The following is a 25,059-nucleotide window of genomic DNA, read 5'->3' as shown; positions in this document are numbered from 1 at the left end:
TGGGCATCAGCGCGCCTGACGGAAGCGCTGCCGCAGTCGTTCGAACTCGGCCTCGCTCCAGCCCTCCGGCTCCGTCAGCGCCATCCAGGCGTCGAGATAATGCTCGGCGGCGATGGTATGACCGTAGCCGGGTGGCGCCCTACCCACGGCCAGGTCGCCGAGCAACTGCAGCATGGTCACCACCGGATACCAGCGCAGGTCGGGTGAGACATCGGGAGCGCGGGGCTCACGCATCCAGTCGGGCTCCCGATAAAGAATGCGCGGGTCGAAGAACGTAATCGGATCGCTACCGTATTGCAGATAGGAAATGCGGAAGTCGCCCCATGCGCTCTCGGGCGCATCGAGCCCCCGGTACTGGTTCATGAATCTCACCACCGCGCCGCCACGAAAGGTGGGTAGCCAGGCCGGTGAGCCGGGATCGCGCTCACGCGTCACGGTGCGCCAGGTTTCACTGCGGAACGGCGGGCCGCTCCACAGCGCGCCATGGAAGGGGGCGTCGATGATGTCGTAGAAGTCGAACGACAGGTCGGAGTTGAGCGAACCCAGGCTGAGGCCATGCAGGTAGAGTCGCGGGCGTGCCTCCTCGGGCAGCTCGGACCAGTACTCATAAACGGTGGCGAACAGGGCGCGCGCGTTCTCGGCGCCGTACTCCCCCTCGACGATCAGCGCGAGATGGCTGGGCAGGTAGGAGTACTGCATGGTCGCCGTGGCAATATCGCCGCGATGCAGGTATTCCACCGTGTTCTGCGCCGCCGGATCGACCCAGCCTCTGCCGGTGGGGGTGGCCAGCAGCAGCACGGAGCGCTCGAAGGCGCCGACCCGCTTGAGCTCTTCCAGTGCCAGCCGGGCACGCTCGGCCGGGGTCTCGGCGGCGTTTAGCCCGACGTAGACGCGGAGCGGCTCCATGGCCTCTTCGCCGAGAAAGGCACCGATACTCTCGGCCGAAGGTCCTTGGGTAACGAAGCGACGGCCGCGCCCCCCAGCGCTTCCCAACTGATCAGTGAATGCTCGCTGCCGGTCTTCATCGGGTCGACCGGCGGTGAAATTTCATCCAGGATCAGCTCGTCGATCTGCTGGAAGGAGTTATCGGCAGCACGCAGGGCGAGGGTGAAGATGACGCCATCAATGACCGACCAGAACAGGGTGGCCGCGGCAATCACGCCCAGCAGGTTGGAAACCCGGTGCGGCACGAAGCGGCGCAGCCTGCGGGCGAGAAAGCGAAACGTCAGCCGGAACAGCCGTACCAGCAACAGCAGCAGGGCGAATACTGCCAGGGCGATAAGGGCGATGCTGAGCGGGCGTATGCCGCTTGCCTCTTCCATGTCCATCAGAGCACGCAAGCTGTTTTGCCACGCTGAGGCGCGCCACAGAAAGATCGCCGCGATGAGAGTGCAGATACCCGCCGCCGTGAGCTTGATGGTCCGCTCCGTGCGTCGACCGGGGCGGGGCAGTTGCAGGTAGTCCCACAGCCAGTGAGCGATGAAACCCAGTGCGTAACCCGCCGAGAAGGAGAGCCCCGAGACGATGCCTTGGGCATAAGTGGGGCGCGGCAACAGGCTGGGGGTGAGCGAGAAGGCGAACAGCAACGTGCCGAGCAGCAGACCTGCCGTGGAAAAGTGCCTGAGGGCATCGCGTAGGTTTGAGGAGGTCGACTTCATGAATCCCATGGTGCTCAATGATGGGCGAAAGGGCATGGCGGTGTCAGCGCAGTCCGGCTAGCCAGGCGCTTACCAGTGCAGCGACACGCTCACGCGCAGTGGGTTCTGGTGAGCGGGACTCTGGTGAGCGGGACTCTGGTGAGCGTAGGAGGCGACAGCGATCACGACAACGACATGGGCACCTCGTTGTGGAGCAGGCGCATAGCTAGCGGCAACACCTGGTCGCGAGTCAGCGCTGCGAGAGGCAGGTGGTCAGCCTCTTCAGGCGTGACCCAACGCAGCTCGGCGATTTCAGCGGCTGCCGCCACGGGTGACGGCAGCTCGGTCAGGAAGAGATGGGCATGAACCAGGCTCTCCGGCTCGTTGGCGGCAGGCGCGGTGAATTCACCCAGGTAGCGCAATGCGGTAGGTGTCTGGCCGAGTTCCTCGTGCACTTCTCTGCGCAGTGCCGCTTCGGCCGGCTCGCCGGACTCGAGCTTGCCGCCGGCCTGCATGAAGCGTTCGGTACCGCGTTTGCGCACCAGCAGCAGGCGGCCTTTGGCATCGAGGATCAGAGCTGCGGCGATGCGCAGGATGGACTGATGAGCCTGGCTCATGGACCCGTTATTCCTCAATGGTAACGGCTCGCAACACGCGTGAAGCGTACCGGCGGGCTGTATTTCTCACCATCCGGGGCGCGCTCGGGAGCCGGGCGAACCCGCCACCCCCGCGAGTTGGCCCACTCCTTGAGTTCGCGATAGTCGAGCAGCGGATACTCGCGGGTATAGGGGTTGGGCGATGACGAGGGGAAGGCGAAGGCCACATGAGGGTAGAGGGCCAGGGCGTTGGGGCCGCCGTGGGCAGCCAGGGCCTGATCCAGGGCGTGTTGCCAGTCCTGTGAGTCGCGGGGAAGATGCGTTCCACTGCGTTGGGCATCGACGTTGGCGTAGAAACTTCCCATGACGTTTACCTCGCTTTGCAGAAGGTGCCGTTAGGTTTGCCGGCTGGGCAGGCGCTTACTCGTGCATGGCTTGTTTGGGTGGCGAGCGCCGGTGAGGCCTGACGAGGACCGTCTTGGGGCCGGGCTTTGGCGAGGCTTTGGCAGGCCGGGAAGGGGATGAGCGGCGATGTGTCTTTACGGGAACGCTTTTTCTGGACATGACGCACCTCTGGGTTGGCTACCGGGGGAACTACATGAAGGCCTTCGACTCCTTTATCCAGCTTGGTAAAGCGCCCCACTCACGTTGAGTGGGGCTAAAGAGTGAGAGGGAATCAATCCCAGCTCAACGCGCCGCCGACCTGGTACTCGGTGACGCGGGTCTCGAAGAAGTTCTTCTCCTTGCGCAGATCGATGATCTCGCTCATCCACGGGAAAGGGTTCTGCGCACCGGGGAACTGCTCCTTGAGCCCGATCTGGGCCAGGCGGCGGTTGCAGATGAAGTGCAGGTACTCCTCCATGATCGCCGCGTTCATTCCCAGCACGCCGCGGGGCATGGAGTCGCGGGCGTAGGCGATCTCGAGCTCGGTGCCCTCGAGGATCATCTGGGTCACCTCGTCCTGGAACTCGGGCGTCCACAGGTGCGGGTTCTCGATCTTGATCTGGTTGATCATGTCGACGCCGAAGTTCAGGTGCATCGACTCGTCGCGCAGGATGTACTGGAACTGTTCGGCGACGCCGGTCATCTTGTTGCGCCGGCCCATGGAGAGGATCTGGCTAAAGCCGCAGTAGAAGAAGATGCCCTCGGTGACGCAGTAGAAGGCGATCAGGTTGCGCAGCAGCTCCTGGTCGCTCTCCGGCGTGCCGGTGTTGAAGTCGGGGCGCGCCAGCGACTGGGTGTGCTTGAGGCTCCAGGCCGACTTGGCGGCCACCGACGGTACCTCGCGGTACATGTTGAAGACTTCGCCTTCATCCATGCCCAGCGACTCCACGCAGTACTGGTAGGCGTGGGTGTGGATCGCCTCCTCGAAGGCCTGGCGCAGCAGGTACTGGCGGCACTCGGGGTTGGTGATCAGGCGATACAGCGCCAGCACCAGGTTGTTGGCCACCAGCGAGTCGGCGGTGGAGAAGTAACCTAGGCTGCGCATCACGATGCGCCGTTCGTCCTCGGTCAGGCCGTCCTGGCTCTTCCACAGGGCGATATCGGCGTTCATGTTCACTTCCTGGGGCATCCAGTGGTTGGCACTGCCGTCCAGGTACTTCTGCCACGCCCACTCGTACTTGAAGGGCACCAGCTGGTTGAGGTCGGCGCGGGCGTTGATCATCTGCTTGTCGCTGACCTCGATGCGCGCCGCCCCCATCTCCAGCTCCTCGAGGCCGGCCGCCACGTCGAGCTCTTCGAGCGACTTGCGCGCCCGCGCCAAGCGGTCTCTGTCGGCGGCCTGGTAGCTGCCGCGGCTTTCCTCCACGGCCGCGGGCTGCGGCTTGGCGGCAGGTGCCGGCGCGGCCTTGGCCGGCTGCTCGGCGACGGTGGCTTCGTCCTCGTGGAACTCATCCCAGTTCAGCATGTTGTCCTCGTTCCTCGGAATAGATGGAAGACATGAGAAGGAAGCGCCCTTCGGGCGGAAGAGGGGAGTACCGCATGCGCTTTCCTCTTCATCGGCGCGCAGCGCCGTCTTCCTTCTTCGCTCTTGGTCGTTACTGGCAGGCCTCGCAGCCCAGATCATCTATCTCCGCAGCACTCGGCGCTCGCGATCCGCTGCCCGCCTTGCCGGTCAGGAAGTCCTCCACGCCGCGCGGCTCGCGGGCGGGTGCGGCGGAGGGAGCCGGTGCCGGAGCGGCCGAAGGCGCCTGGTTGCTCACCGCGTTGAGCGTGCCGCGATCGACGGTGGATTTCTCCACCGAGGTGGCGCCCAGGGCACGCAGGTAGTAGGTGGTCTTGAGCCCGCGGAACCACGCCATGCGGTAGGTCACGTCGAGCTTCTTGCCCGAGACGCCCTTGATGTAGAGGTTCAGCGACTGTGCCTGGTCGATCCACTTCTGGCGCCGCGCGGCGGCCTCCACCAGCCATTTCGGCTCCACCTCGAAGGCAGTGGCGTACTTGGCCTTGAGGTCGCCCGGAATGCGCTCGATGGGCTGGGCCGAGCCGTCGTAGTACTTGAGGTCGTTGATCATCACCTCGTCCCACAGGCCGCGCGCCTTGAGGTCATGCACCAAGTAGGCGTTGACCACGGTGAACTCGCCGGAGAGGTTCGATTTCACGTAGAGGTTCTGGTACGTGGGCTCGATCGATTGCGACACGCCGCAGATATTGGAGATCGTCGCGGTGGGGGCGATGGCCATCACGTTGGAGTTACGCATGCCCTGCTCGGCGATCTTCTTGCGAATGCGATCCCAGTCCTGGGTGAACGAGGTGTCGATCTCGATGTACTTCTCGCCACGCTCCTGCTTCAGCTTCTCGATGGAGTCGATGGGTAGCACGCCCTGGCTCCACAGCGAGCCCTCGAAGCTCTCGTAGCGGCCGCGCTCGGCGGCGAGATCGCTGGACGCCTCGATGGCGTGATAGCTGACCAGCTCCATGGAGCGGTCGGCGAACTCCACTGCCTGCTCGCTGGCGTAGGCGATGTCCTGGGCGTAAAGGGCATCCTGGAAGCCCATGATGCCGAGCCCTACCGGGCGGTGCTTGAAGTTAGAGTTCCTGGCCTGGGGGACCGCGTAGTAGTTGATGTCGATGACGTTGTCGAGCATGCGCACCGCGGTGCGCACGGTACGACGCAGCTTGGCGTCGTCGAGCTTGCCGTCGACCACGTGACGGGCCAGGTTGACCGAGCCCAGGTTGCACACCGCGATCTCGTCGGCGCTGGTGTTGAGGGTGATCTCGGTGCACAGGTTGGAAGAGTGCACCACGCCCGCGTGCTGTTGCGGACTTCTCAGGTTGCACGGATCCTTGAAGGTGACCCACGGGTGGCCGGTCTCGAACAGCATCGAGAGCATCTTGCGCCACAGGTCCTTGGCACGTACACGCTTGAACAGCTTGAGCTGGCCCGAGCGGGTCATCGCCTCGTACTCCTCGTAGCGCTTCTCGAAGGCGGCGCCGTAGAGGTCGTGCAGGTCGGGGCAAGTGGAGGGCGAGAACAGCGTCCATTCCTTGTCGTCGAACACCCGCTTCATGAACAGGTCGGGCACCCAGTTGGCGGTGTTCATGTCGTGGGTGCGGCGGCGGTCGTCGCCGGTGTTCTTGCGCAGCTCGAGGAACTCTTCGATATCCAGGTGCCAGGTTTCGAGATAGGCACACACCGCGCCCTTGCGCTTGCCGCCCTGGTTGACCGCCACTGCGGTGTCGTTGACCACCTTGAGGAACGGCACCACGCCCTGGCTCTTGCCGTTGGTACCCTTGATGTAGGAGCCCAGCGCGCGTACAGGCGTCCAGTCGTTGCCCAGGCCGCCGGCCCACTTGGAGAGCAGGGCGTTGTCGCGGATCGCGCTGTAGATAGCGTCCAGGTCGTCGGGTACGGTGGTGAGGTAGCAGCTGGAGAGCTGGCTGCGCATGGTGCCCGAGTTGAACAGCGTCGGCGTGGAGGCCATGTAGTCGAAGCTGGAGAGCAGCTCGTAGAACTCGATGGCACGCGCCTCGCGATCTTTCTCGTTCAGTGCCAGGCCCATGGCCACGCGCATGAACATCACCTGGGGCAGCTCGTAGCGCACGTCATCCTTGTGAATGAAGTAACGGTCGTAGAGCGTCTGCAGGCCCAGGTAGGTAAAGGCGTTGTCGCGGGTATGGTCCAGTGCCTCGCCGAGGCGCTCGAGGTCGAACTCGGCAAGCTTCGGATCGAGCTGCTCGAACTCGATGCCGCGGGCCACGTAGGCCAGGAACGCCGGCTTGTAGAGTTCGGCCATCTCGCCGAAGGTGGCCTCCTCGGCAATGCCGAGGAACGACAGCGCCTCGCGACGCAGGCTGTCCTGCAGCAGTCGTGCGGTGACGTAGGTGTAGTTGGGTTCCTTCTCCACCAGCGTGCGCGCGGTCATCATCAGCGCCTGGGACACGCCATCCACCGAGACGCCATCGTAGAGGTTCTTCAGCGACTCCTCGACGATGCGATTGGGGTCGACGTTCTCGAGCTCCGCGCAGGCATCGAACACCAGCGTCTCGATACGGCCGAGATCCAGCGGACGGCGGCTGCCGTCGGCCAGGGTGACATTGAGCGTGGGATGTGGCTTCTCGATGTCGGCGCCGGCTGCGGCGCGGGCGCGGGCATGCTCCTCGCGGTAGAGCACATAGGCGCGGGCGACCTTCTGCTCGCCGGCACGCATCAGTGCCAGTTCCACCTGGTCCTGGATGTCTTCGATGTGCACAGTGCCGCCGTCGGGCATGCGGCGCAGGAAGGCATGGGCGATGCCTTGGCTGGCTTGCTCCACGAAGTCGCGTACCCGCGAAGAGGCGCTGACGTTGTCGCCTTCCACGGCGATGAAGGCCTTGCGCATGGCCACGGCGATTTTGCCGGCATCGAAAGGCACCACGTCGCCATTGCGCTTGATCACGCGCAGGGCCTGCGGAGCCGTGAGCGACATGTCGGTCGAATCTGGGGTCTGGAGTTCCATGGGGCCGATAATCCCTTCTGCGTGGGGATGAGTCAGGGCGATGAAGGGCATTGACAGCCGAGGCAAGGCTTGCTAAATGCACATCATCTTGTGTCGTTCTCCTTTGAGAGCACAAGATAGTGTGCTTTTTCGTCGCCTTCAAGTGGATATCCTGTGAGTGAGCTGTGACTCGGCTGGGGGCATCCTTTGGGTTGTTGCCCCAGTCCGGGCTATGCTTCGCTGGCAAGCTGCAAGGACGCGAATTGTCATGAAAGGCATGCGAAAAACCCTATTTCGGGTATCCTTGATTCAGTAATTGGCGGGACAGGGTGTCCCGATGACAACGAAGCCCAGCACGGGGATGAGTAGGATGGATGACAACCTGGAAACCAGCGACATGGAACACGTGCTGATTATCGAGGATGACGTGCGCCTGGCCGAGCTCACCCGAGACTATCTGGAGTCGAATGGCTTCAAGGTAACGGTGGAGGCCGAGGGCTCGCGAGGCGTGGAGCAGATTCTGGCACTACAGCCCGATCTGGTGATCCTCGATCTGATGCTGCCCGGTGAGGACGGACTGTCGATCTGCCGCCGGGCCCGGCCCGACTATTCCGGGCCGATCCTGATGTTGACCGCCCGCACCGACGACATGGACCAAGTATTGGGGCTGGAGATGGGCGCCGACGACTATGTGCCCAAGCCGGTCCAGCCCAGGGTACTGCTGGCGCGCATGCGCGCCTTGCTGCGCCGCGCGGAGAATGCCGAGCAGTCCGGTGATGCCCGGCTCACCTTCGGCAACCTCGAGATCGATAGCGCCACCCGCGAGGCATGGCTGCACGGCGAGCGCATCGACCTCACCAGCGCCGAGTTCGACCTGTTGTGGCTACTGGCTAGCAATGCTGGGCGCGTGCTCACCCGCGAGGAGATCTTCAGCGACCTGCGCGGCATCAAGTACGACGGCCAGGATCGCTCCATCGACGTCCGGGTATCGCGAATACGGCCCAAGATCGGCGACGATCCCAACCATCCGCACCGGATCAAGACGGTACGCAGCAAGGGCTACCTGTTCGTCAAGGATGCCTGATCGATGCAGCGGTTCCTGGCCGATGGCTCCTTCCTGCGTGTCTATCTGGCCTTGGCGCTGGCGCTGCTGTTGACCTTCGGCCTGGCCCTGATGGGCCTGGCCTTGGTCGATCGGGTGCGAGTCGAGCAGTATCGTGAACAGCTTGCCGAAGCGCCGCTGCAACTGCTGACCTGGCGGGTGGCGGCTTTGCCCGCCCACGAGCGCGGCAACTGGCTGACCCAGCAATCCGACATGCTCGACATGCGCCTTTCCCTGCGTGAGCCGGAGAGCACCGACCTCGGCTGGTTCGAGCGTCGGCGGCTGGAGCGTGGCCGCGTGCTGGTCAAGGTTCACGACGAGGAGGGCTGGCGGCTCTATCGGCGCCTGCCGCGGGAAGAGCGCATCCTGGAGGCGCGGCTTTCGGGGCTCAATGAGCGCCAGCTGCGTGGCCTGGCACAGATGCTCGGCGATTGGCTGGCAGAGGTCGACGGCGAGGCGCGTCAGCGACGCCTCGCGGGGGTGACCAGCGATGCGTTGCCGGTTCAGCTCCGCGATCTGGCCCCCGAAGGCCTCGACAGCCACCAGCTCACCCGCCTGCGCGACGGCGAGCTGGTGATTCGCCTGCTGCCGGGCCATTGGGCGCTGACGGTCCACCTGGCCGTGCCTGCCGCCGACGGCTCGCGTCAATGGTTGTCGATTGGCCCGGTCTCGGCGCTGGAGCCCACTCCCATCTCGCTGTTGCTGCTGGTGCTGGTGATCATGCTCGGCGTTCTCGCCGCGATCATCTACCTGATCGTGCGCGGCGTCGAGGCGCGCCTAGCCCGGCTCGAGCTGGCCGCGGGGCGTATCGCCAGTGGCCGCCTCGATACGCGGGTCAAGGTCGACGGTGGCGGCTTCATCGGCCGCGTGGGGATGGCCTTCAATGCCATGGCGGCCCAGGTACAGTCCCTGCTGCGCTCACAGCAGGAGATGATCCGGGCGGTATCCCACGAGTTGCGCACACCGGTGGCGCGTATCCGCTTCGCCATGCAAATGGTCGAGGACATGACCGACGATCCGGCCATTCACCGTCAACTCCATGGTATCGACAGCGACATCGAGGAGCTCGACCAGCTCATCGACGAGATCCTCACCTACGCGCGGCTCGACAGCGGCATGGTCAACGGTGCCGAGCTGGAGCGCACCCGAATCGACTGTCGGGCCCTCGCCGAACGGGTCATCGAGACCCTGGCGCCGTTGCATGCCCATCTGCGCCTTGCTCTGGCGCCGGGCTCCGAGGTGGAGGTGGAGGCCGACCCGCGCTACCTCCAACGGGCGCTGCAGAACCTGGTGGCCAACGCCTGTCGGCATGCGCAGTCTCGCGTGCTGGTACGGCTCTCGCTGGAGTCGCGCCTGGTGCGCCTGGATATCGAAGACGACGGTCCCGGCGTTCCCGCTGGTGAGCGCCAGGCAATCTTCAAGCCCTTTGCCCGACTCGATGACAGCCGAACCCGGCGTAGCGGTGGTTACGGGCTGGGCCTTTCCATCGTGCAGAAGATCATGGCCTGGCATGGGGGTAGCGTGGTGGTCGACGACAGCCAGGAGCTGGGCGGTGCGCGCTTCTCGCTGTTGTTGCCGAGGGGGATGGGCGGCAGGAACAAGCTGCCGATCAAGCCGGTTTGATGCCTTCCAGCACCGCGAAGGAGGTCTCGCGGGCCGTGCGCAGGAAATCCTCCATCCACGCCTGTTCGCGGCTCTCGTCGCGAATCGCCGCATACAGGGTGCTCCACATGCCTGCCTCGCCGAGCCCCACCGCCTTCACGTAGTCGCGTTCCAGATACTCCGTCAACGCCCAGTTGGGTAGTGCGCAGACGCCCCGACCGCTGGCCACCAGTTGCATCATCATGATCGTGAGTTCGGCGGTGCGTACCTCGCGCGGGCGCACGCCGGCGGGGTCGAGGAACTGGGTGAACACGTCCAGTCGGGCATGCTCCACGGGGTAAGTGATCAGGGTCTCCTCGGCCAAGTCCCCGGGTTCGATGTAGGCGCGATCGGCAAGGCGATGCTGGCGGGCGACGGCCAGCAGCCCCTGGTAGCGGAACAATGGCTCGTAATGCACGCTGGGCAACGGCTGGGGGTCGGCGGTGATCACCAGGTCGAGCTGCTCGCGGGCCAGTGCCGGCAGCGGATCGAAGTGATGGCCGCCGGGAATGTCGATTTCCACCTCCGGCCAGTGGTCGCGGAAGTTATCGATGGTTGGCATCAGCCACTGGAAGCAGCTGTGGCACTCGATGGCCATGTGCAAACGTCCCGGCTCATGGCCGATCAATCGGGCCACATCGCGCTCGGCCATGCGTACCAGCGGCAGCACCTGCTCGGCCAGCGACAGCAGGCGCTGGCCGGCACGGGTGAACTCCACCGGCCGCGTCTTGCGCACGAACAGCGCCGTTCCCAGGCGTTCTTCCAGATCCTTAATCTGATGAGACAGGGCAGATTGGGTCAAGTGGACCCGCTCGGCAGCCTCGACCAGCGAGCCGGCATCACGCAGGGCAACCAGAGTGCGCAGGTGGCGGAATTCGATCATGAGTTTAACTCAAGTTCTAGGTTAATATATTTAGTTTGATTCACGTGATCGTGCCGGCGAGACTCTACCGCATCTTTCATGCGTAGAGGGATTTATCATGACATTAGCTCATGTGCTTGGCTATCCGCGAATCGGCGCCCAGCGTGAACTCAAGCGAGCCGTCGAGGCCTACTGGCGCAGTGAGATCGGGCGCGACGCCCTGGAAGCCACCGGCCGCGAGCTGCGGGCGCGGCACTGGCAGGCGCAGCGAGACGCCGGCCTCGATCTGATTACCGTGGGCGACTTCGCCTTCTATGACCAGGTGCTCAACGTCACCACGCTGGTGGGTGCCGTGCCGGCACGTTTCGCCGCCCAGGATGAACTTGCCCGCGGCGAAGTCGACCTGGACACGCAATTTCGCATGGCGCGCGGACGGGCACCCAGTGGAACGTCGGCGGCCGCCTGCGAGATGACCAAGTACTTCGATACCAACTATCACTATCTGGTCCCTGAGCTGCACGAGGGCCAGGCATTCAAGCTCGCCAGTACGCGGCTGTTCGACGAGGTGGCCGAGGCGCGTGCGGCGGGGCATCCGGTCAAGGTGGCGCTCACCGGACCGCTGACCTGGCTGTGGCTGGGCAAGGCACGCGAGGAGGGCTTCGATCGTCTGAGCCTGCTCGAGTCGCTGCTGCCGGTCTATGGCGAGATCCTGGCACGCCTGGCCGAGCAGGGCGTGGAGTGGGTCCAGCTCGATGAGCCGGCACTGGTGCAGGATCTGCCGCTGGCTTGGCGGCAGGCCTTCGAGGCGGCCTACAACGTCCTGCGCTCCTCTCCGGTCAAGCTGCTGGTGGCGACTTATTTCGGCGGGCTCAAAGACAACCTGCAGTTGGCCGTGAATCTGCCGGTGGAAGGCCTGCACGTCGACGCGGTACGCGCCCCCGAGCAGTTGACCACGGTGCTCGACAACCTGCCCGGCTACAAGGTGCTGTCGGTGGGTGCCATCGATGGGCGCAACGTCTGGCGTGCCGACCTGGGTGCGCTGCATGAGCGCCTGGCCAATGCCCGCATGCGCCTGGGCGAGCGGCTGTGGCTGGCACCCTCCTGCTCACTGCTGCACGTGCCGGTGGACCTGGAAAACGAGGATGGGCTCGACGAGGAGCTCAAGAGCTGGCTGGCTTTCGCCCGCCAAAAGCTCGACGAGACCGTGACCTTGGCGCGGCTGCTGGGCAATCGCGCCAGTGCGGAGGATCGTGCCCGGGTTGCAGCCGCCACGACGGCGCTGGATGCCCGACGCGCCTCGCCGCGGCTGCATCGGCCCGAGGTGGCCGAGCGGCTGGTCCGGGTCGGCGACGCCGAGCTTTCACGTGACAACCCCTACCTGGTCAGGGCCCGGGCTCAGCGTCGCGTGCTCGACCTGCCGCTGTTCCCCACCACGACTATCGGCTCGTTCCCCCAAACCGCGGAGATCCGCGCCGCCCGCCGCGCCCACAAGGCTGGCGAACTGGGGCAGGAGGCCTATGAAAGCCAGATGCGCGACGAAATCTCCGACGCCGTACGGCGCCAGGAAGCGCTGGACATCGACATGCTGGTGCACGGTGAGGCCGAGCGCAACGACATGGTCGAGTACTTCGGCGAGCAGCTCGATGGCTACGTCTTCACCCGTAACGGCTGGGTGCAAAGCTACGGCTCGCGCTGCGTCAAGCCGCCGGTCATCGTCGGCGACGTGAGCCGCCCGGCACCGATGACGGTGGCCTGGAGCCGCTACGCCCAGTCGCTCACCCAGCGGCCGGTGAAGGGCATGCTCACGGGGCCTGTCACCATGCTGCAATGGTCCTTCGTGCGCGACGACCAGCCCCGCGAGGTGACCTGCCGGCAGATCGCCCTGGCGCTGCGCGACGAGGTGGCCGATCTCGAGGCCGCCGGTATCCCGGCGATCCAGATCGACGAACCGGCGCTGCGTGAAGGGTTGCCGTTGCGCCAGGGTGAGTGGCAGGCCTATCTCGACTGGGCAGTGGAGTGTTTCCGCCTGACCGCCTCGGTCGCGCGGGATGCGACGCAGATCCACACTCATATGTGCTATTCGGAGTTCAACGATATCATCGCCGCCATCGCCGCGCTGGATGCCGACGTCATCACCATCGAGACCTCACGCTCCAACATGGAGCTGCTCGACGCTTTCCAGGACTTCGCCTATCCCAACGAGATCGGGCCCGGTGTCTATGACATTCACTCGCCCAACGTTCCCGAGGTGGCCTGGATGGTGCAATTGATGGAGAAGGCGGCCGAGCGTATTCCCGTCGAGCGGCTGTGGGTCAATCCGGATTGTGGCCTCAAGACTCGCGCCTGGGAGGAAGTGGAGCCGGCCCTGGCCAACATGGTCGAGGCGGCACGCGAACTGCGCCGCCGCCATGGCTGACCCCGGGCAGGCAAGCTGCGTTCGCGGTGCGTGAAAGAGGCGCCGGGCCGCAGGGCACCGATGCCTGTTATGCTGTGGCCGTTCGAACTCTGCAAGGAACTGTCATGTCGCTTCGCGTCCTTACCTCTTTCCGCCCGGCTCTTTTCCTTGCCGGCTCGCTGCTGCTGGGCGGCTGTGCCGCGCCTTCTGGCGATGGACCGCGGCCCACCGACCAGGTCGCCAGCACGGCGCCGCTATTGCCCTCCTCGCTGTTCCCGGGCGGCGCCGAGCGCTTCGAGGCCTGGCGCTGCACGCCGCAGCAGGACCTGGTGACGGCCTTCGGCGAGCGCGAGCTGCGGCTGTGGTCCGCACATGGCGCCTATCGCCTGACGCCGGCGGTGGTAGCCAGCGGCGCGCGTTATCAGCAGGGTGACCTGAGCTTCTGGAACAAGGGTGGGGAGGCGGTGGTGGAGAGCGCCAACGGCAAGCTGGACTGCCGTGCCGACATGGCGCGCACGGCGCTGACGCGCGAACAGCGCCCCGGTGTGATGTTCCACGGGCGCGGCAACGAACCGGGCTGGAACGTCAATCTGGCCCACGATGCGCCAGAGCTGAAGCTGGTGCTCGACTACGGCACGCGGGAAATGACGCTGCCCTATCGAATCACCGGCATGGACAACGCCAACGGCCGGGTAGCGCTTGCCAGCGCCGCGGCACAGCAGCCCTTCGAGTTGCGCTTGGAAGCACGGGCCTGCTTCGACGACATGAGCGGCGAGCCCTTCCCGGCCCGGGTCACACTAACCTTTGAAGGGCAAACCTATCGGGGATGCGGCCAGGGCATCGCCCCTTAAACTCTCTCGATGCGATAGACGCAGCGCCGTGCGCCGCCCAGCACGTGCTCGGTGCGCTCGACGCTGACGTCTTCGCCCAGCACGGCGCGGAACACCGTCAGCTCGGAGCGGCAAAGGTCGGGGCAGGTGTGCGCGGCTCGACAGATCGGACAGTGATTCTCGATCAGCAGCAGGCTGCCGTCCTCTTCGCGCCGCCACTCTGCCATGTAGCCCTCTCGCGTGCGGATCTCGGCCAGACGTTCGACACGGGCTTCCAACGCCGTGGCGTCACCCAGAGCGTCTCGATAGAGCGCCAGGGTCTCTCCCTGGCGCGCTTCGACCAGCTTAGCCAGGGCTTCGTCGCCGAGGGTGTCGCGCACGCTGAGAATCAGCCGTGAGGCCAGATCGGCATGGCCATCGGGAAAGCGGGCGTGGCCCGCTTCACTCAAGCGCCATTCGATAACCGGCCGGCCCACACCGACAGGACGTGGGCGTTGCGCCACCAACCCTTGGCGAGCCAGCCTGGTGAGCTGCTGGCGGGCATTCTCGCCACTGGTGCCGAGCATGTCGCCCAACTGAGCGGACGAGCAAGGGCCTTGCGTCTTCAGCAGATGCAGTAGCCTGGCGGCGGTATTCGTCGTGTGGCTGGCGTTTTTTCCATCGCGATGTCTTGACATAAAGGCGGCTGGATTTAATCTAGTGATTCCTTGGAAAAATAGCGGCGGGGCGCTCACAAGGCAAGTCGGGAGCCATCGGACGGACCTTGGAAAGCCTCGCCTTCCCACCGTGAAAAGCAAGGAGCCACAATAATGGCATTCGAACTGCCGGCACTACCCTACGAAAAGAACGCTCTCGAGCCGCATATCTCTGCTGAAACCCTCGAGTACCACTACGGCAAGCATCATCAGGCCTATGTCACCAAGCTCAACGAGCTGGTCGATGGCACCGACAACGCCAACAAGTCCCTCGAAGAGATCATCAAGTCCTCTTCCGGTGGCCTGTTCAACCAGGCGGCCCAGGTATGGAACCACACCTTCTACTGGCACTGCCTCTCGCCCAATGGTGGCGGTGAGCCGACCGGTGCCCTGGCCGAAGCGATCAATGCCAAGTTCGGTTCCTTCGCCAAGTTCAAGGAGACCTTCAACGCCAATGCCGTGGCGAACTTCGGCTCCGGCTGGACCTGGCTGATCAAGACTGCTGACGGCGGTGTCGACATCGTCAACACCAGCAATGCCGATACGCCCATTGCCCATGGCCAGACTCCGCTGCTGACCATCGACGTGTGGGAGCATGCCTACTACATCGACTACCGTAATGCGCGTCCTAAGTACCTGGAGAATGTGTGGAATGTGCTGAACTGGGACTTCGTCGCCCAGAACTTCAGCTAATGAATGTCTGCGCGGGCGAATCACTGCGTTGCGCGGTGCTGGAGCGCCAGCCCGGTCGAATCCTCACCTATACCCCATAGGCTCCGGGTGACTCGCAGCCTGCGGCTTCTCGCCCCTTCGGGGCCAGCCTACGGCTGTTTGTCGCTTCGCTCGGTACTGTGCTCCGTGCGCCTTGTGCTTCATCCCGCTCGACGATTCATTATCGAGCATGGCCCTGCCGATAGGCAGGGCCTTTTGTTTTGATATATTTTCGTATTTTCCGAATGATTGGCGCGAAAATATGCGCTTTTAGTGCAAAAAAATAAACGTACCATGGCGATTAACACAACACCTCCAAAGGGAGATCGTCATGGCTAACCGTATTCTTCTCGTTACCTCCTCCATTCTCGGCGAGCACGGGCAATCCAATGCCCTGGCCAGCCATCTTCGTCAGCGTGTCGACGAGCGAGGCGAGCTGAGTCTCACCCACCGTGACCTGGCCGTCGAATCGCTGCCGCACCTCGGGCTCGAGGAGCTTTCCAGCTGGCAGGTGGCAGCCGCTGAGCGCTCCGCCGAACAGCAGGTATTGGCCCAGCGTTCCGATGAACTGATCGACGAACTGAACGACCATGATGTGCTGGTGTTGGCCGTGCCGATGTACAACTTCGGCATTCCGTCTCAGCTCAAAGCCTGGTTCGACCGGGTGATGCGCGCCGGTGTCACTTTCCGCTACACCGAGCAGGGCCCGGTGGGCTTGGTGAAAGGCAAGCGTGCCGTGATCCTGGCCGCTCGCGGTGGCGAGTATGCCGGCACCGAACTCGACACCCAGACGCCTCATCTCAAAGCGATGCTGGGCATGATCGGTATCAGCGACGTATCGGTGGTCTATGCCGAGGGGCTCGCCATGGGCGAAGGGCGCCGCGACGCCGCGCTCAAGGAGGCCCGGCAGGCCATTGATGGTCTGGTGGCCAAGCTCTAGTAGGGATGACGCTCGCCTTCAGCAGGCCTCGGGAGTGTCTTCGACCCAGCGTTCGGCGACGAAGCCACTCGTGCACAGAGTGGCTTGCGCGTCGAGAATCCGTGCTCCTAGCTGACCCAGGGCATCCAGATCCGCGCGTGAATCGGGAGCTACCATCTCGGTGACTTGCAGTGGCTGCCATGTCTCCTCCTCGCGTATCGCCAAGGCGTAGCTGAAGGCATAGAAGCCCGGGAAGCCCAGGCGCAGGTCGGTGGCGATCAGGGTCGCCCGGCCCTCCCACTCGCGCACCTCGTAGCGCAGGAAGGGGCCGGCAAACCAATCCAGCCGCTGGCCCTTTTCGAGCGCCAGGGCGGCCGGCTCGAGCTCGGCGCCGCGGCGAAAGGTCTCCACCATTGGCGGCGTACCGCCATCCAGCAGGCCAACCAGGGTTTCGTGATGACGGTCGCCATCGATGATCGTCACCCGCCACAGCAGCGTATTGAACGGAGTGGGTTGTACCAGCCGCGTTGCCTCCTCGAGGCCACGCTCGGCGAGCACCGGCGTCAGTCGATGCTCTACCACGCCCTTGGCGAGCATGGCGAAGAGCAGGTAGGCGCAGGAGAGCGACAGCCCCCAGGCGGGGCCACGAAAGCCGTTGCCGCCGATCAGCGCGATGCCGATGCCTACCAGCAGCGGCAGGGTGTAGAGCGGGTCGATGATGAAGACCACTGGCCAGGCGCTGGGGCGTACATCGAGTGGCCACCAGATCTGGGTGCCGTAGGTGGTCAGCACGTCGAGCAGTGGATGGGTCACCAGGCACAGCACGAAGTAGACCCACCAGCGACCCAGGGAAATATCGCGGGCTGGGGCGAAGCGTCTGGCGAGCAACGCCAGCAGCGTGCCGAGGCCGGTTAGCACGAACAGGGAGTGAGTGAAACCGCGATGTTCGGTGATGTTGGCCACCGCATCGCCATAGTCGAGGAAGACGTCGAGGTCGGGCAGGGTGCCCAGAACCGCGCCAATCAGCACCGCCTTGCGCCCCAGCCGTCGGCCCAGGACGGTTCCTCCTACCGCCGCGCCCAGTGCGGCCTGTGTCAGGGTATCCATGGCTTGTGTTCCTCGTACACGCGCTTGCTCGCTTAGGCTCCGTTCCAGGCTGGGCCGAGGGAGAGGATGCGCTGATGAACGGGACAATCGTCACGATGGGCACCGGGCAGGTAGCCGGTGCTCATGAGGAACTCGCCGACGATCTCCGGGCCGGTGAAGCGAAAGGTGCGGCGGAACAGCTTGACCCATTCGTCCTTCGTCAGCGGGTGATGATGGTCGAGCCAGCCGGCAAAGCTGCCATGCGTGTCGCGCAGGGTTTGAATCACTCCCGCATTGTGAATGACAGCCTCCACCTTGAGACGGTTGCGAATGATGCCGGCATCGCCGAGCAGACGCGTGCGATCGGTTTCGCCGAAAGCGGCAACTCTATCGATGTCGAAACGGTCAAAGGCACGCCGGAATGCTTCGCGCTTCTTGAGCACGGTCAGCCATGACAAGCCGGCCTGGTTGATCTCCAGCACCAGACGTTCGAACAGCGCCGTGTCGTCTGCGACGGGAAAACCGTATTCATCGTCATGGTAGGGGCCATGCCACGGGTGCCCCGGTGCCAGATCACAATAGTGTGACATTTCCGCCTCTTTCCCCTTGTAGGTATTGGCAAGGCCGTGGTGGCTTGTCACGATTCATTATCTGGCCGCAACGCTTCAGGAGCCACCCCGCATGAAGATCCTACCCGTAAACCGAAAGACCACAAAGGTAACGGCGCTGTCGCTGCTGGCCGGTGGTGCACTGGCCCTTTACCTTGCCCTGACCCCGGGTGCCAGTACCCAAGCCGGTTCGGTGGTCGAGATGTACCAGGACCCGAACTGCGGTTGCTGCACGGATTGGGCCGAACACCTCCGGGAGGCAGGCTTCGAGGTACGCCAGCACAAGACCCGCGACATGCGTTCGGTGAAGATCGAACACGGCGTCGCTCCCGAGCTGGCTTCCTGCCATACGGCGCTGATCGAGGGCTATGTGATCGAGGGCCACGTGCCGGCCGCCGACATCAAGCGTCTGCTTGATGAGCGGCCCGACGTGGTAGGACTGACGGTGCCAGGCATGCCCCATGGATCACCAGGCATGGAGACGGGGCGCTACGACGATTACGCCGTGCTGACCTGGCGGCATGAGGACCGGACGCCGGCCGTCTTCAGCGAGTATACTCACGATTGATTCGCCGAAAGCCAGGACGACAAGGAGGGCTCATGCAGTACCTGCACACCATGGTTCGAGTCAGCGACCTTGATGCGTCGCTGCGTTTCTACTGCGACTTGCTGGGGCTGAAGGAAGTGAGGCGCAAGGAGAACGAGAAGGGGCGCTTCACCTTGGTTTTTCTCGCCGCACCCGAGGACGAGTCGCGTTCCGCCGAGCTCAAGGCGCCGGAACTCGAGCTGACCTACAACTGGGATCCCGAAGAATACGGCGGTGGGCGCAACTTCGGTCACCTGGCCTATCGGGTCGATGATATTTATGCCCTGTGCGAGCGGCTGCAGAAGGCCGGCGTGACCATCAACCGTCCGCCCCGCGACGGCCACATGGCCTTCGTGCGTAGCCCCGACGGCATCTCCATCGAATTGCTGCAGAAGGGCGAGGCGCTGCCGCCCAAGGAGCCCTGGGCCTCGATGGAAAACACCGGCACTTGGTAAGGGGAAACACTCCCAAATGCCTGCGCGAGCGAATCGCTGCGTTGCGCGGTGCCGAAGCGTCGGACCGGCGGATCCTCACATATACCCCATATGCTCCGGTTGACTCGAAGCCTTCGGCTTCTCGCCCCTTCGGGGCCAGCCTACGGCTGTTTGTCGCTTCGCTCGGTTCTGTGCTCCGTGCGCCTTGCGACCCACATGGATGTGGGAAGTGCGTTGGTTCGTCGGGAACGAACCTAGCCGCTTCATCTCGCTCGTCAATTTGTGCAGCGCTTCCCAAGATCGATGTAAAGCAATAAGGAACGAATCTCTCGATGATCAAGACTCTGCCTGGCCGAGCGCTGCTGTTGGCGTTCGTCGCCATGACCCTGGCCGCCTGCGGCGGCAAGCCGACCGAGCCCGCTCGTCAAGACGCCCCGCGTGCCAGCAGCGACCATCCAGTCGTGGGGCAACGCTGGAACCTGCTACTGATGGGGACGGACGAGCGGCTCTCCATGCCGGAGACGCCTCACTTCGTGGTTTCCCCCGATGGCCGCGTGTCCGGCAGCGACGGCTGCAACCAGATCAATGGGCGGGTAAACCTCGACGAGGGCAACCGCATCCAGTTCAGTGAGCTGGGGACTACCCGCCGGGGCTGCCCGCAGCTAGAGGATGCCCGGCGTGTGACCGGGATGATGGAGAACGCCTACCGCTTCCTCATCGATCATGACCGGCTGGTGTTCTTCGGTCGCGACCAGCGGGTCTTGGGCGGCTGGCGCAAAGCCAACTGACGAAAGGGTGGGGTTGCGCGTAACGCAACTCCACCTCTTCGTATTGGGGTGAAATCAACGTGAGATCAGCGTCTTGGGAGAGCGTTGCGCGCCTTCACCAGTCCCGCGGTGATCGCCCGTGCCAGTCCCGGCCCGACCGGAGTGAGCAGTATCCACGGCGTGACGATCAGGTTGATCGCCAGTGCGGCGAAGAATACGTCGCTGAACCAGTGGGCGCCGCTGAGGATGCGCGGGGCACTGAGCAGCACCGCAAAGACCGCACTGACCAAGGCAACACGCAGGCCGACGAAGCGCCACATGAAGGCGGTGAACAGGAACAGGTTGATGCCATGGTCGCCCGGAAAGCTGCTGCCTGAGCTGTCCTTGGTGGAGAAGTCGACCAACTCCGTCACCAGGTTGACGTTGTCGTACACCACGGTGGGGCTGGGATGAGTGTAAGGCACCACCATGCGGAAACCCTGGGCAATGACGACCGCCGAGATCAGCATGGTGAAGCCGATGCCGCCCCAGCGCATCAGACGGTGCTGGCGCTGGGTATCCTGGCTCATGGCCCACAGGTAGATGGCTAGCAGGACCAACAGGCTGATCACATCGAACAAGCGATTGTTGATGGCCGCCACGAACAGCACCCAGGCTTCGTTGTCTTCGCTCAGCCAGGCATTGGTGGTGAAGAAGACGGCGTCGTCCAACTCGGTCCAGAACAGCAGGCCGGGCGAAAGCCAGGACCACACCAGCAGGGCGCCCAGCAGGTTGAAGAGCAGGATGCGCCCTGGCGCGAAGGTCGGTTCGGTATGAGGCATGAGGGCATCGGCACGCGTTGATGAACGGTACCCTCATTCTATGTGAAAGCCGTGTTGCAGAACAGCGTTCCCTAATGCTCTCGCTTTGCTTAGGAAGCGCTGCACAAGTCGACGAGCGCTTCGCCCGCGCAGGCATCTGTGCAGGGTTTCCTTACTGCATATACCACCCGTGGCTGGCCACCACTGACTGCCCCGTCAGCGCCGCCGTGGGAAAGGCCGCCAAGTGCAGCGCCACTTCGGCAATATCGTCCAGCGTGGTGAACTCGCCATCGACGGTATCCTTGAGCATCACGTTGCGTATCACCGCTTCTTCGGAGATACCCAGCGCCTCGGCCTGCTCGGGAATCTGCCGATCCACCAGCGGCGTGCGCACGAACCCCGGACATATCACGTTGGCCCGCACCCGGTGCGCCGCACCTTCCTTGGCCACGCTGCGGCACAGCCCCAGCAGGCCATGCTTGGCGGTCACGTAGGGGGCCTTGAGCGGCGAGGCGAGCTTGCTGTGCACCGAGCCCATGTAGAGCAGGCAGCCGCCACTCGGTTGCCGGTACATCTGGCGCAGGGCGGCGCTGGTGACCAGGAAGGCGCCATCCAGGTGTACCGCCATCACCCTGCGCCAATCGGCATACGCGAGGGTGTGCAGCGGTGCGATGTGCTGGATGCCGGCATTGGCCACGGCGATGTCCAGTCCGCCCCACTCGGCCACCAGGCGTTCCACTCCGGCATCGACCGCCGCCTCGTCGGTGACGTCCATGGCCAGCGCCATGGCCTGGCCACCGCTCGCGCGGATCTGCGCGACGGTGGCCTCGGCGGCGGCCAGATCGAGATCGGCCACCGCGACCCTGGCCCCCTCGCGGGCATAGCGCTCGGCAATGGCGCGGCCGATGCCGCCGGCGGCACCCGTGATCAGTGCCGTCTTGTCAATGAGTTGCATAGTTCATCTCCCTGTCGAGAAACCCCTACCGAAAAGTCAGCGACCGCCATAGATCTCGCTGGGCAGCCAGGTCGCCAGCGGGGCGAAGAAGAACACCAGCAATAGCCCAAGCAACTGAATGGCCACGAAGGGCGCCACGCCGAGATAGATGTCGCGGGTAGTGATACCCGGCGGACAAACGCCCTTGATGTAGAAGAGGGCGAAGCCCACTGGCGGCGTCAGGAACGAGGTCTGCAGGCAGATGGCAAAGAGGATGGCGAACCATAGCGGATCCACGCCCAGGCTCATCACCACCGGTGCCACCAGCGGCAGAATGATCAGGGTGATCTCGACCCAATCGAGGAAGAAGCCGAGCAGGAACACCACCGCCAGGATCGTCAGCACGATGCCGGTTTCACCGAAGGGCAGCCCGGTAAGGGCGAAACGCACCACGTCGTCACCGCCCAGCCCACGCAGCACGGCAGCGAACACCGTGGCGCCGATGAAGATGGCGAAGATGAAGGCCGTGGTACGGCTGGTCTGGTAGAGCGCCTGGCGCAGGGTGGCAAGGCTGAGCCGACGGTTGACCAGGGCCAGCAACATGGCGCCCAGCGCACCCACTGCCGAAGCCTCGGTGGTGGTGGCGAAGCCGGTGAAGATCGAGCCGAGCACCGCCAGGATCAACCCCAGCGGGGGCAGCACCGCCTTGAATACCTGCAGGAAGGCGCGCGCGTCGAGCGGCTCGCGGTCCTTGGGGGCCGGCGCCAGGTCCTTGTTCAGATAGGCGGCGATCAGGATGTAGGCGATATAGAGCACGCCGAGCATCACGCCGGGAACCAGCGCGGCCATGAACAGCCGCCCCACCGAAGCGTCGGAAGTACCCATGCGGTCCGCCATCAGCACCAGCATGATGCTGGGTGGCACGAGAATGCCGAGCGTACCTACCGAACAGGCGGTGCCCACCGCCAGCGACTTGTTGTATTGGGCGCGCATCATTGGGCCCAGCGACAGCATGCCGAGCAGCACCACCGAGGCGCCGACGATACCGGTGGAGGCGGCCAGCAGTACGCCGACGATGACCACGGTGACGGCGTAACCGCCGCGCAGGCCGCCGAGCACGCGGACCAGCGATGTGACCAGGCGTTCGGCGATGCCGGAGCGGTCGAGCATGATGCCCATGAAGATGAATAGCGGCAGGGCCACCATCAGTTCATTGGCGACGATGCCGTAGATACGGCGGTCCAGCACACCAATGGTGCCGCTCCAGGAGAACCACAGGTCGGCGCCAAGGAATTCCACCAGCACGTGGCCGATGACGGCGAAGACGAAACCGATACCGGCCAGCGACCAAGCCACCGGGAAACCCAGCAGCAGCAGGCCCATGAAGCTGGCGAACATCGCCAGCACGAGAAATTGTTCCAGTCCCATAGTCGATCTCGCTAGATGAACGTGGCGTATTCCGGATAGGTCGTGGGCGATTACTGCCGTGGGGTCGTCTTGTTGACGCGCCGGGGGTAACCGAACAGCAGGGTGGAGCAGCGCAGTGCCCGGGAAAGCAACGCCACGGCGACCAGCGTGAGTCCGATGGGGATCAGGGTCTTGATGATGAAGCGGTAGGGCAGGCCGCTGGGTGCCTGGGAGCGCTCGCCGCGCGCGAAGGAGCGGTAGCCGTATTCGAACAGCGCCTCGGCCATCAGGTAGAGCACCGGCAGGGCCAGTAGCACGATGGCGATGATCTCGATCCAGGCCTGGGTACGCAGCGAGAATTTCTCGCGGATCACGTCGACGCGCACATGGTCGTCGCTGACCACGGCATAGGCCAGGGTGAGGATCATGGTGGCACCGAACAGGTGCCAGGAGAGTTCTTCCACGGCGATCGAGCCGCGGCCGAGGATGAAGCGATTGACCACGTTGGTCAGCACTACCGCCAGGGTAGCGAGCCACAGCCAGGAAACGGCACGGCCGAACAACAGGATGGCCATGTCGAGACGATAGCTGAGGCGGTTGGTGGGCAACTCTGGCGTGGAGTGGCCCTCCGGCCCCTGGGGAGAGGCCGCCGAATCGTTGACGCTCATTGGGGTGACTCCGGGGCGTGGGAAAACGGGGCGGCCCCGCCATACGGCGGGGACCGCTGTCACTCATGGCTTGGAGAGGCTGCCCGGTAGCGGGCGGCCAGCTCAGTTTTCGAGGTTTTCCGGCGCGTAGTAGGAGCGCGGCAGGTGGCCCTTGACGTGCCAGTTGCCGTGCAGCTTCATGAACTCCCGCTGGCTCTCGAGCACGCGACCGAACATCTCATCCTCGGCGGCGATCTCGGCCTGCACCTCGTTGGTCACCCGGCGCAGCTCGCCGAGAATCTCGTCGGAGAGCACCTGGGCATTGACGCCTTCGGCCTCGAAGTCGCGCAGTGCCTTGGGCGTCTCGATCTCGCTCTCGGAGTAGCCGTAGAGGGTCGCCGCACGGCAGCCCATGTCGATCATCGCCTGGGTCTGCGGTTCCAGCGCCTCCCAGCTGTCCTTGTTGACCAGCAGGTGCGCAGTGGTGAAGGTCTGGTGCCAGCCCGGCATGATGTAGTTCTGCACGATCTCCTGCATGCCGAGGATGCGGTCCACCGCCGGGGCGGAGAACTCCATGGCGTCGATAGTGCCGCGCTCCATGGCCTGGTAGAGCTCACCCCCAGGAATCATCGTCACGGAGGCGCCCAGGCGCTCCATCACCCGGCCGCCGATACCGGCGAAGCGAATGCGTAGGCCATCGATCTGGTCGAGATTCTCCAGTGGCTCGGCGAACCAGCCGGCGGCTTCCGGGCCGATCATGCTGCACAGCAGCGGCTGGACGTTGTAGTCAGCGTAGATCTCTTCGAGCAGCTCCTGGCCGCCGCCGAAGTAGTGCCAGGCCAGGTAGGCAGGCGGCTCCATGCCGAACGGCGCACCGGCGAACAGCGGCAGAGAAGGAATGCTGCCCTGGTCGTAGCCGACCCAGGTGAAGCCGGCGTCATAGCGGCCTTCGGAGACGGCGTCGAGGATTTCGAACGGCGGGATCAGCTCTCCCGGCTCGTAGTAGCGCAAGTTAATGTTGCCACCGGAAGCCTGCTCCAGCGATTCGCTGAGGAAGCGTACCGGCGTGCTCAGGCCGACCAGATGCGAGGGGAAGGCGATGGGAACCTGCCAGCGCACTCGCTCCTGGGCTGCGGCGGTACCGGTGGTGGTGAGCCCCGCCATCAGGGCGGCAGCAGCCACGCCGAGGGTGAGCGGGCGAAGGCGAGCGGCGAAAGTGGGAGTGAACGACATGAAGACTCCTGATGAAGTTGTTGTCGGTACAACGCCTGGTCGATTCCTGGCGGTTGGACGTTTTATGGATCGCCCTGCGAAGCGACCGTCAGCACCGCTCGAGCGGCACATGCCCCAACGTAGTGCAGTCTTCATGCCATATTGAAAAATGCCTTAACTAACAAATAGTTAAATTATTTGTGAGGAAGGAAGGTTGAGAGGTATGTCCGATTTTACGGACATTTTTAGACCTTGGTCGCAGCGGGATTTG

At 64.2% G+C, this 25,059-nt stretch carries 24 protein-coding genes; 9 read left to right on the top strand and 15 right to left on the bottom strand.

What is annotated here, in order from left to right; all coding sequences use genetic code 11:
- Nucleotides 1-6 precede the first annotated feature (6 nt).
- The 6 genes from EKK97_RS25080 to EKK97_RS20270 all read right to left on the bottom strand — a co-directional run bounded on the left by EKK97_RS25080 (nt 7) and on the right by EKK97_RS20270 (nt 7,173).
- Nucleotides 7-906: an alpha/beta-hydrolase family protein gene (locus tag EKK97_RS25080; RefSeq protein WP_236551299.1), complete on the bottom strand. Its 900-nt coding sequence runs from the start codon at nt 904-906 to the stop codon at nt 7-9.
- Complete coding sequence (locus EKK97_RS25075) at nt 876-1,658, bottom strand: alpha/beta-hydrolase N-terminal domain-containing protein (RefSeq protein ID WP_236551298.1); 783 nt, start codon at nt 1,656-1,658, stop codon at nt 876-878. Before EKK97_RS25075 ends, EKK97_RS25080 begins: the two co-directional genes overlap by 31 nt.
- A gap of 161 nt (nt 1,659-1,819) precedes the next feature.
- Nucleotides 1,820-2,254 (bottom strand): NUDIX hydrolase, encoded by a 435-nt coding sequence (locus EKK97_RS20285; RefSeq protein WP_159554729.1) that lies wholly within the window; start codon nt 2,252-2,254, stop codon nt 1,820-1,822.
- A gap of 14 nt (nt 2,255-2,268) precedes the next feature.
- The gene (locus tag EKK97_RS20280) at nt 2,269-2,598 is read right to left on the bottom strand and encodes a hypothetical protein (protein ID WP_159554727.1); all 330 of its coding nucleotides are present in this window, start codon (nt 2,596-2,598) and stop codon (nt 2,269-2,271) included.
- Nucleotides 2,599-2,909: 311 nt separating this feature from the next.
- Nucleotides 2,910-4,142, bottom strand: coding sequence for a ribonucleotide-diphosphate reductase subunit beta (locus EKK97_RS20275; RefSeq protein WP_159554725.1), 1,233 nt, complete (start codon nt 4,140-4,142; stop codon nt 2,910-2,912).
- A 130-nt stretch (nt 4,143-4,272) separates the two neighbouring features.
- Nucleotides 4,273-7,173 (bottom strand): ribonucleoside-diphosphate reductase subunit alpha, encoded by a 2,901-nt coding sequence (locus EKK97_RS20270; protein WP_159554723.1) that lies wholly within the window; start codon nt 7,171-7,173, stop codon nt 4,273-4,275.
- Nucleotides 7,174-7,522: 349 nt separating this feature from the next.
- On the opposite strand from EKK97_RS20270, the gene EKK97_RS20265 reads away from it, so the two are divergent.
- Both EKK97_RS20265 and EKK97_RS20260 read left to right on the top strand, forming a co-directional pair.
- Nucleotides 7,523-8,236 carry a winged helix-turn-helix domain-containing protein gene (locus EKK97_RS20265; protein WP_159554721.1) on the top strand — a complete coding sequence of 238 codons (714 nt, stop codon included), beginning with the start codon at nt 7,523-7,525 and terminating at the stop codon, nt 8,234-8,236.
- 3 nt (nt 8,237-8,239) lie between these two features.
- Nucleotides 8,240-9,877: an ATP-binding protein gene (locus tag EKK97_RS20260; RefSeq protein WP_159554719.1), complete on the top strand. Its 1,638-nt coding sequence runs from the start codon at nt 8,240-8,242 to the stop codon at nt 9,875-9,877.
- Here the strand turns inward: EKK97_RS20260 and EKK97_RS20255 are convergent.
- Nucleotides 9,864-10,778, bottom strand: coding sequence for a LysR family transcriptional regulator (locus tag EKK97_RS20255; protein ID WP_159554717.1), 915 nt, complete (start codon nt 10,776-10,778; stop codon nt 9,864-9,866). The genes EKK97_RS20260 and EKK97_RS20255 overlap by 14 nt on opposite strands.
- A 97-nt stretch (nt 10,779-10,875) precedes the next feature.
- On the opposite strand from EKK97_RS20255, the gene metE reads away from it, so the two are divergent.
- Nucleotides 10,876-13,173, top strand: a complete 2,298-nt coding sequence (metE, locus tag EKK97_RS20250) for a 5-methyltetrahydropteroyltriglutamate--homocysteine S-methyltransferase (RefSeq protein ID WP_159554715.1) — start codon at nt 10,876-10,878, stop codon at nt 13,171-13,173.
- 104 nt (nt 13,174-13,277) lie between these two features.
- The gene (locus EKK97_RS20245; protein ID WP_159554713.1) at nt 13,278-14,003 is read left to right on the top strand and encodes an MliC family protein; all 726 of its coding nucleotides are present in this window, start codon (nt 13,278-13,280) and stop codon (nt 14,001-14,003) included.
- Here EKK97_RS20245 and EKK97_RS20240 read toward each other — a convergent pair.
- Entirely contained in the window at nt 14,000-14,659 is a 660-nt protein-coding gene (locus EKK97_RS20240) for a helix-turn-helix transcriptional regulator (RefSeq protein ID WP_159554711.1), read from the bottom strand. The two genes, EKK97_RS20245 and EKK97_RS20240, sit on opposite strands and share 4 nt — an antisense overlap.
- A 132-nt stretch (nt 14,660-14,791) precedes the next feature.
- Between EKK97_RS20240 and EKK97_RS20235 the strand changes: the two genes are divergently transcribed.
- Nucleotides 14,792-15,370: a superoxide dismutase gene (locus tag EKK97_RS20235; RefSeq protein ID WP_159554709.1), complete on the top strand. Its 579-nt coding sequence runs from the start codon at nt 14,792-14,794 to the stop codon at nt 15,368-15,370.
- Between the two features lie 349 nt (nt 15,371-15,719).
- Nucleotides 15,720-16,328 (top strand): FMN-dependent NADH-azoreductase, encoded by a 609-nt coding sequence (locus EKK97_RS20230; RefSeq protein WP_159554707.1) that lies wholly within the window; start codon nt 15,720-15,722, stop codon nt 16,326-16,328.
- A gap of 18 nt (nt 16,329-16,346) precedes the next feature.
- Here the strand turns inward: EKK97_RS20230 and EKK97_RS20225 are convergent, their stop codons facing one another.
- Together EKK97_RS20225 and EKK97_RS20220 are read right to left on the bottom strand one after the other, a co-directional pair.
- Entirely contained in the window at nt 16,347-17,414 is a 1,068-nt protein-coding gene (locus EKK97_RS20225; RefSeq protein ID WP_159554705.1) for a metal-dependent hydrolase, read from the bottom strand.
- A gap of 32 nt (nt 17,415-17,446) precedes the next feature.
- Nucleotides 17,447-17,983 carry a DNA-3-methyladenine glycosylase I gene (locus tag EKK97_RS20220; RefSeq protein WP_159554703.1) on the bottom strand — a complete coding sequence of 179 codons (537 nt, stop codon included), beginning with the start codon at nt 17,981-17,983 and terminating at the stop codon, nt 17,447-17,449.
- A gap of 91 nt (nt 17,984-18,074) precedes the next feature.
- On the opposite strand from EKK97_RS20220, the gene EKK97_RS20215 reads away from it, so the two are divergent.
- From EKK97_RS20215 to EKK97_RS20205, 3 genes are all read left to right on the top strand, one after another.
- Entirely contained in the window at nt 18,075-18,569 is a 495-nt protein-coding gene (locus tag EKK97_RS20215; RefSeq protein ID WP_159554701.1) for a DUF411 domain-containing protein, read from the top strand.
- A gap of 32 nt (nt 18,570-18,601) precedes the next feature.
- Entirely contained in the window at nt 18,602-19,042 is a 441-nt protein-coding gene (gene gloA, locus EKK97_RS20210; RefSeq protein WP_159554699.1) for a lactoylglutathione lyase, read from the top strand.
- Between the two features lie 311 nt (nt 19,043-19,353).
- Nucleotides 19,354-19,809 (top strand): META domain-containing protein, encoded by a 456-nt coding sequence (locus EKK97_RS20205; protein WP_159554697.1) that lies wholly within the window; start codon nt 19,354-19,356, stop codon nt 19,807-19,809.
- Nucleotides 19,810-19,874: 65 nt separating this feature from the next.
- On the opposite strand, the gene EKK97_RS20200 is transcribed toward EKK97_RS20205, so the two are convergent.
- The 5 genes from EKK97_RS20200 to EKK97_RS20180 form a co-directional block, all read right to left on the bottom strand.
- The gene (locus EKK97_RS20200; protein WP_159554695.1) at nt 19,875-20,609 is read right to left on the bottom strand and encodes a phosphatase PAP2 family protein; all 735 of its coding nucleotides are present in this window, start codon (nt 20,607-20,609) and stop codon (nt 19,875-19,877) included.
- A gap of 151 nt (nt 20,610-20,760) precedes the next feature.
- Nucleotides 20,761-21,543 (bottom strand): 3-hydroxybutyrate dehydrogenase, encoded by a 783-nt coding sequence (locus EKK97_RS20195; protein WP_159554693.1) that lies wholly within the window; start codon nt 21,541-21,543, stop codon nt 20,761-20,763.
- A gap of 36 nt (nt 21,544-21,579) precedes the next feature.
- A complete protein-coding gene (locus EKK97_RS20190; RefSeq protein ID WP_159554691.1) occupies nt 21,580-22,950 on the bottom strand; it encodes a TRAP transporter large permease in 1,371 nt (456 codons plus the stop codon).
- Nucleotides 22,951-23,000: 50 nt separating this feature from the next.
- Entirely contained in the window at nt 23,001-23,597 is a 597-nt protein-coding gene (locus EKK97_RS20185; RefSeq protein WP_159554689.1) for a TRAP transporter small permease subunit, read from the bottom strand.
- Nucleotides 23,598-23,699: 102 nt separating this feature from the next.
- Nucleotides 23,700-24,809, bottom strand: a complete 1,110-nt coding sequence (locus tag EKK97_RS20180) for a TRAP transporter substrate-binding protein (RefSeq protein WP_159554687.1) — start codon at nt 24,807-24,809, stop codon at nt 23,700-23,702.
- Nucleotides 24,810-25,059: the final 250 nt, after the last annotated feature.

It is taken from the genome of Billgrantia tianxiuensis, assembly GCF_009834345.1.
In the GTDB taxonomy this organism is placed as follows: domain Bacteria; phylum Pseudomonadota; class Gammaproteobacteria; order Pseudomonadales; family Halomonadaceae; genus Halomonas; species Halomonas tianxiuensis.
The sequence above is the reverse complement of the archived record's forward strand: the minus strand, read 5'-3'. Positions and strand labels throughout refer to the sequence as shown.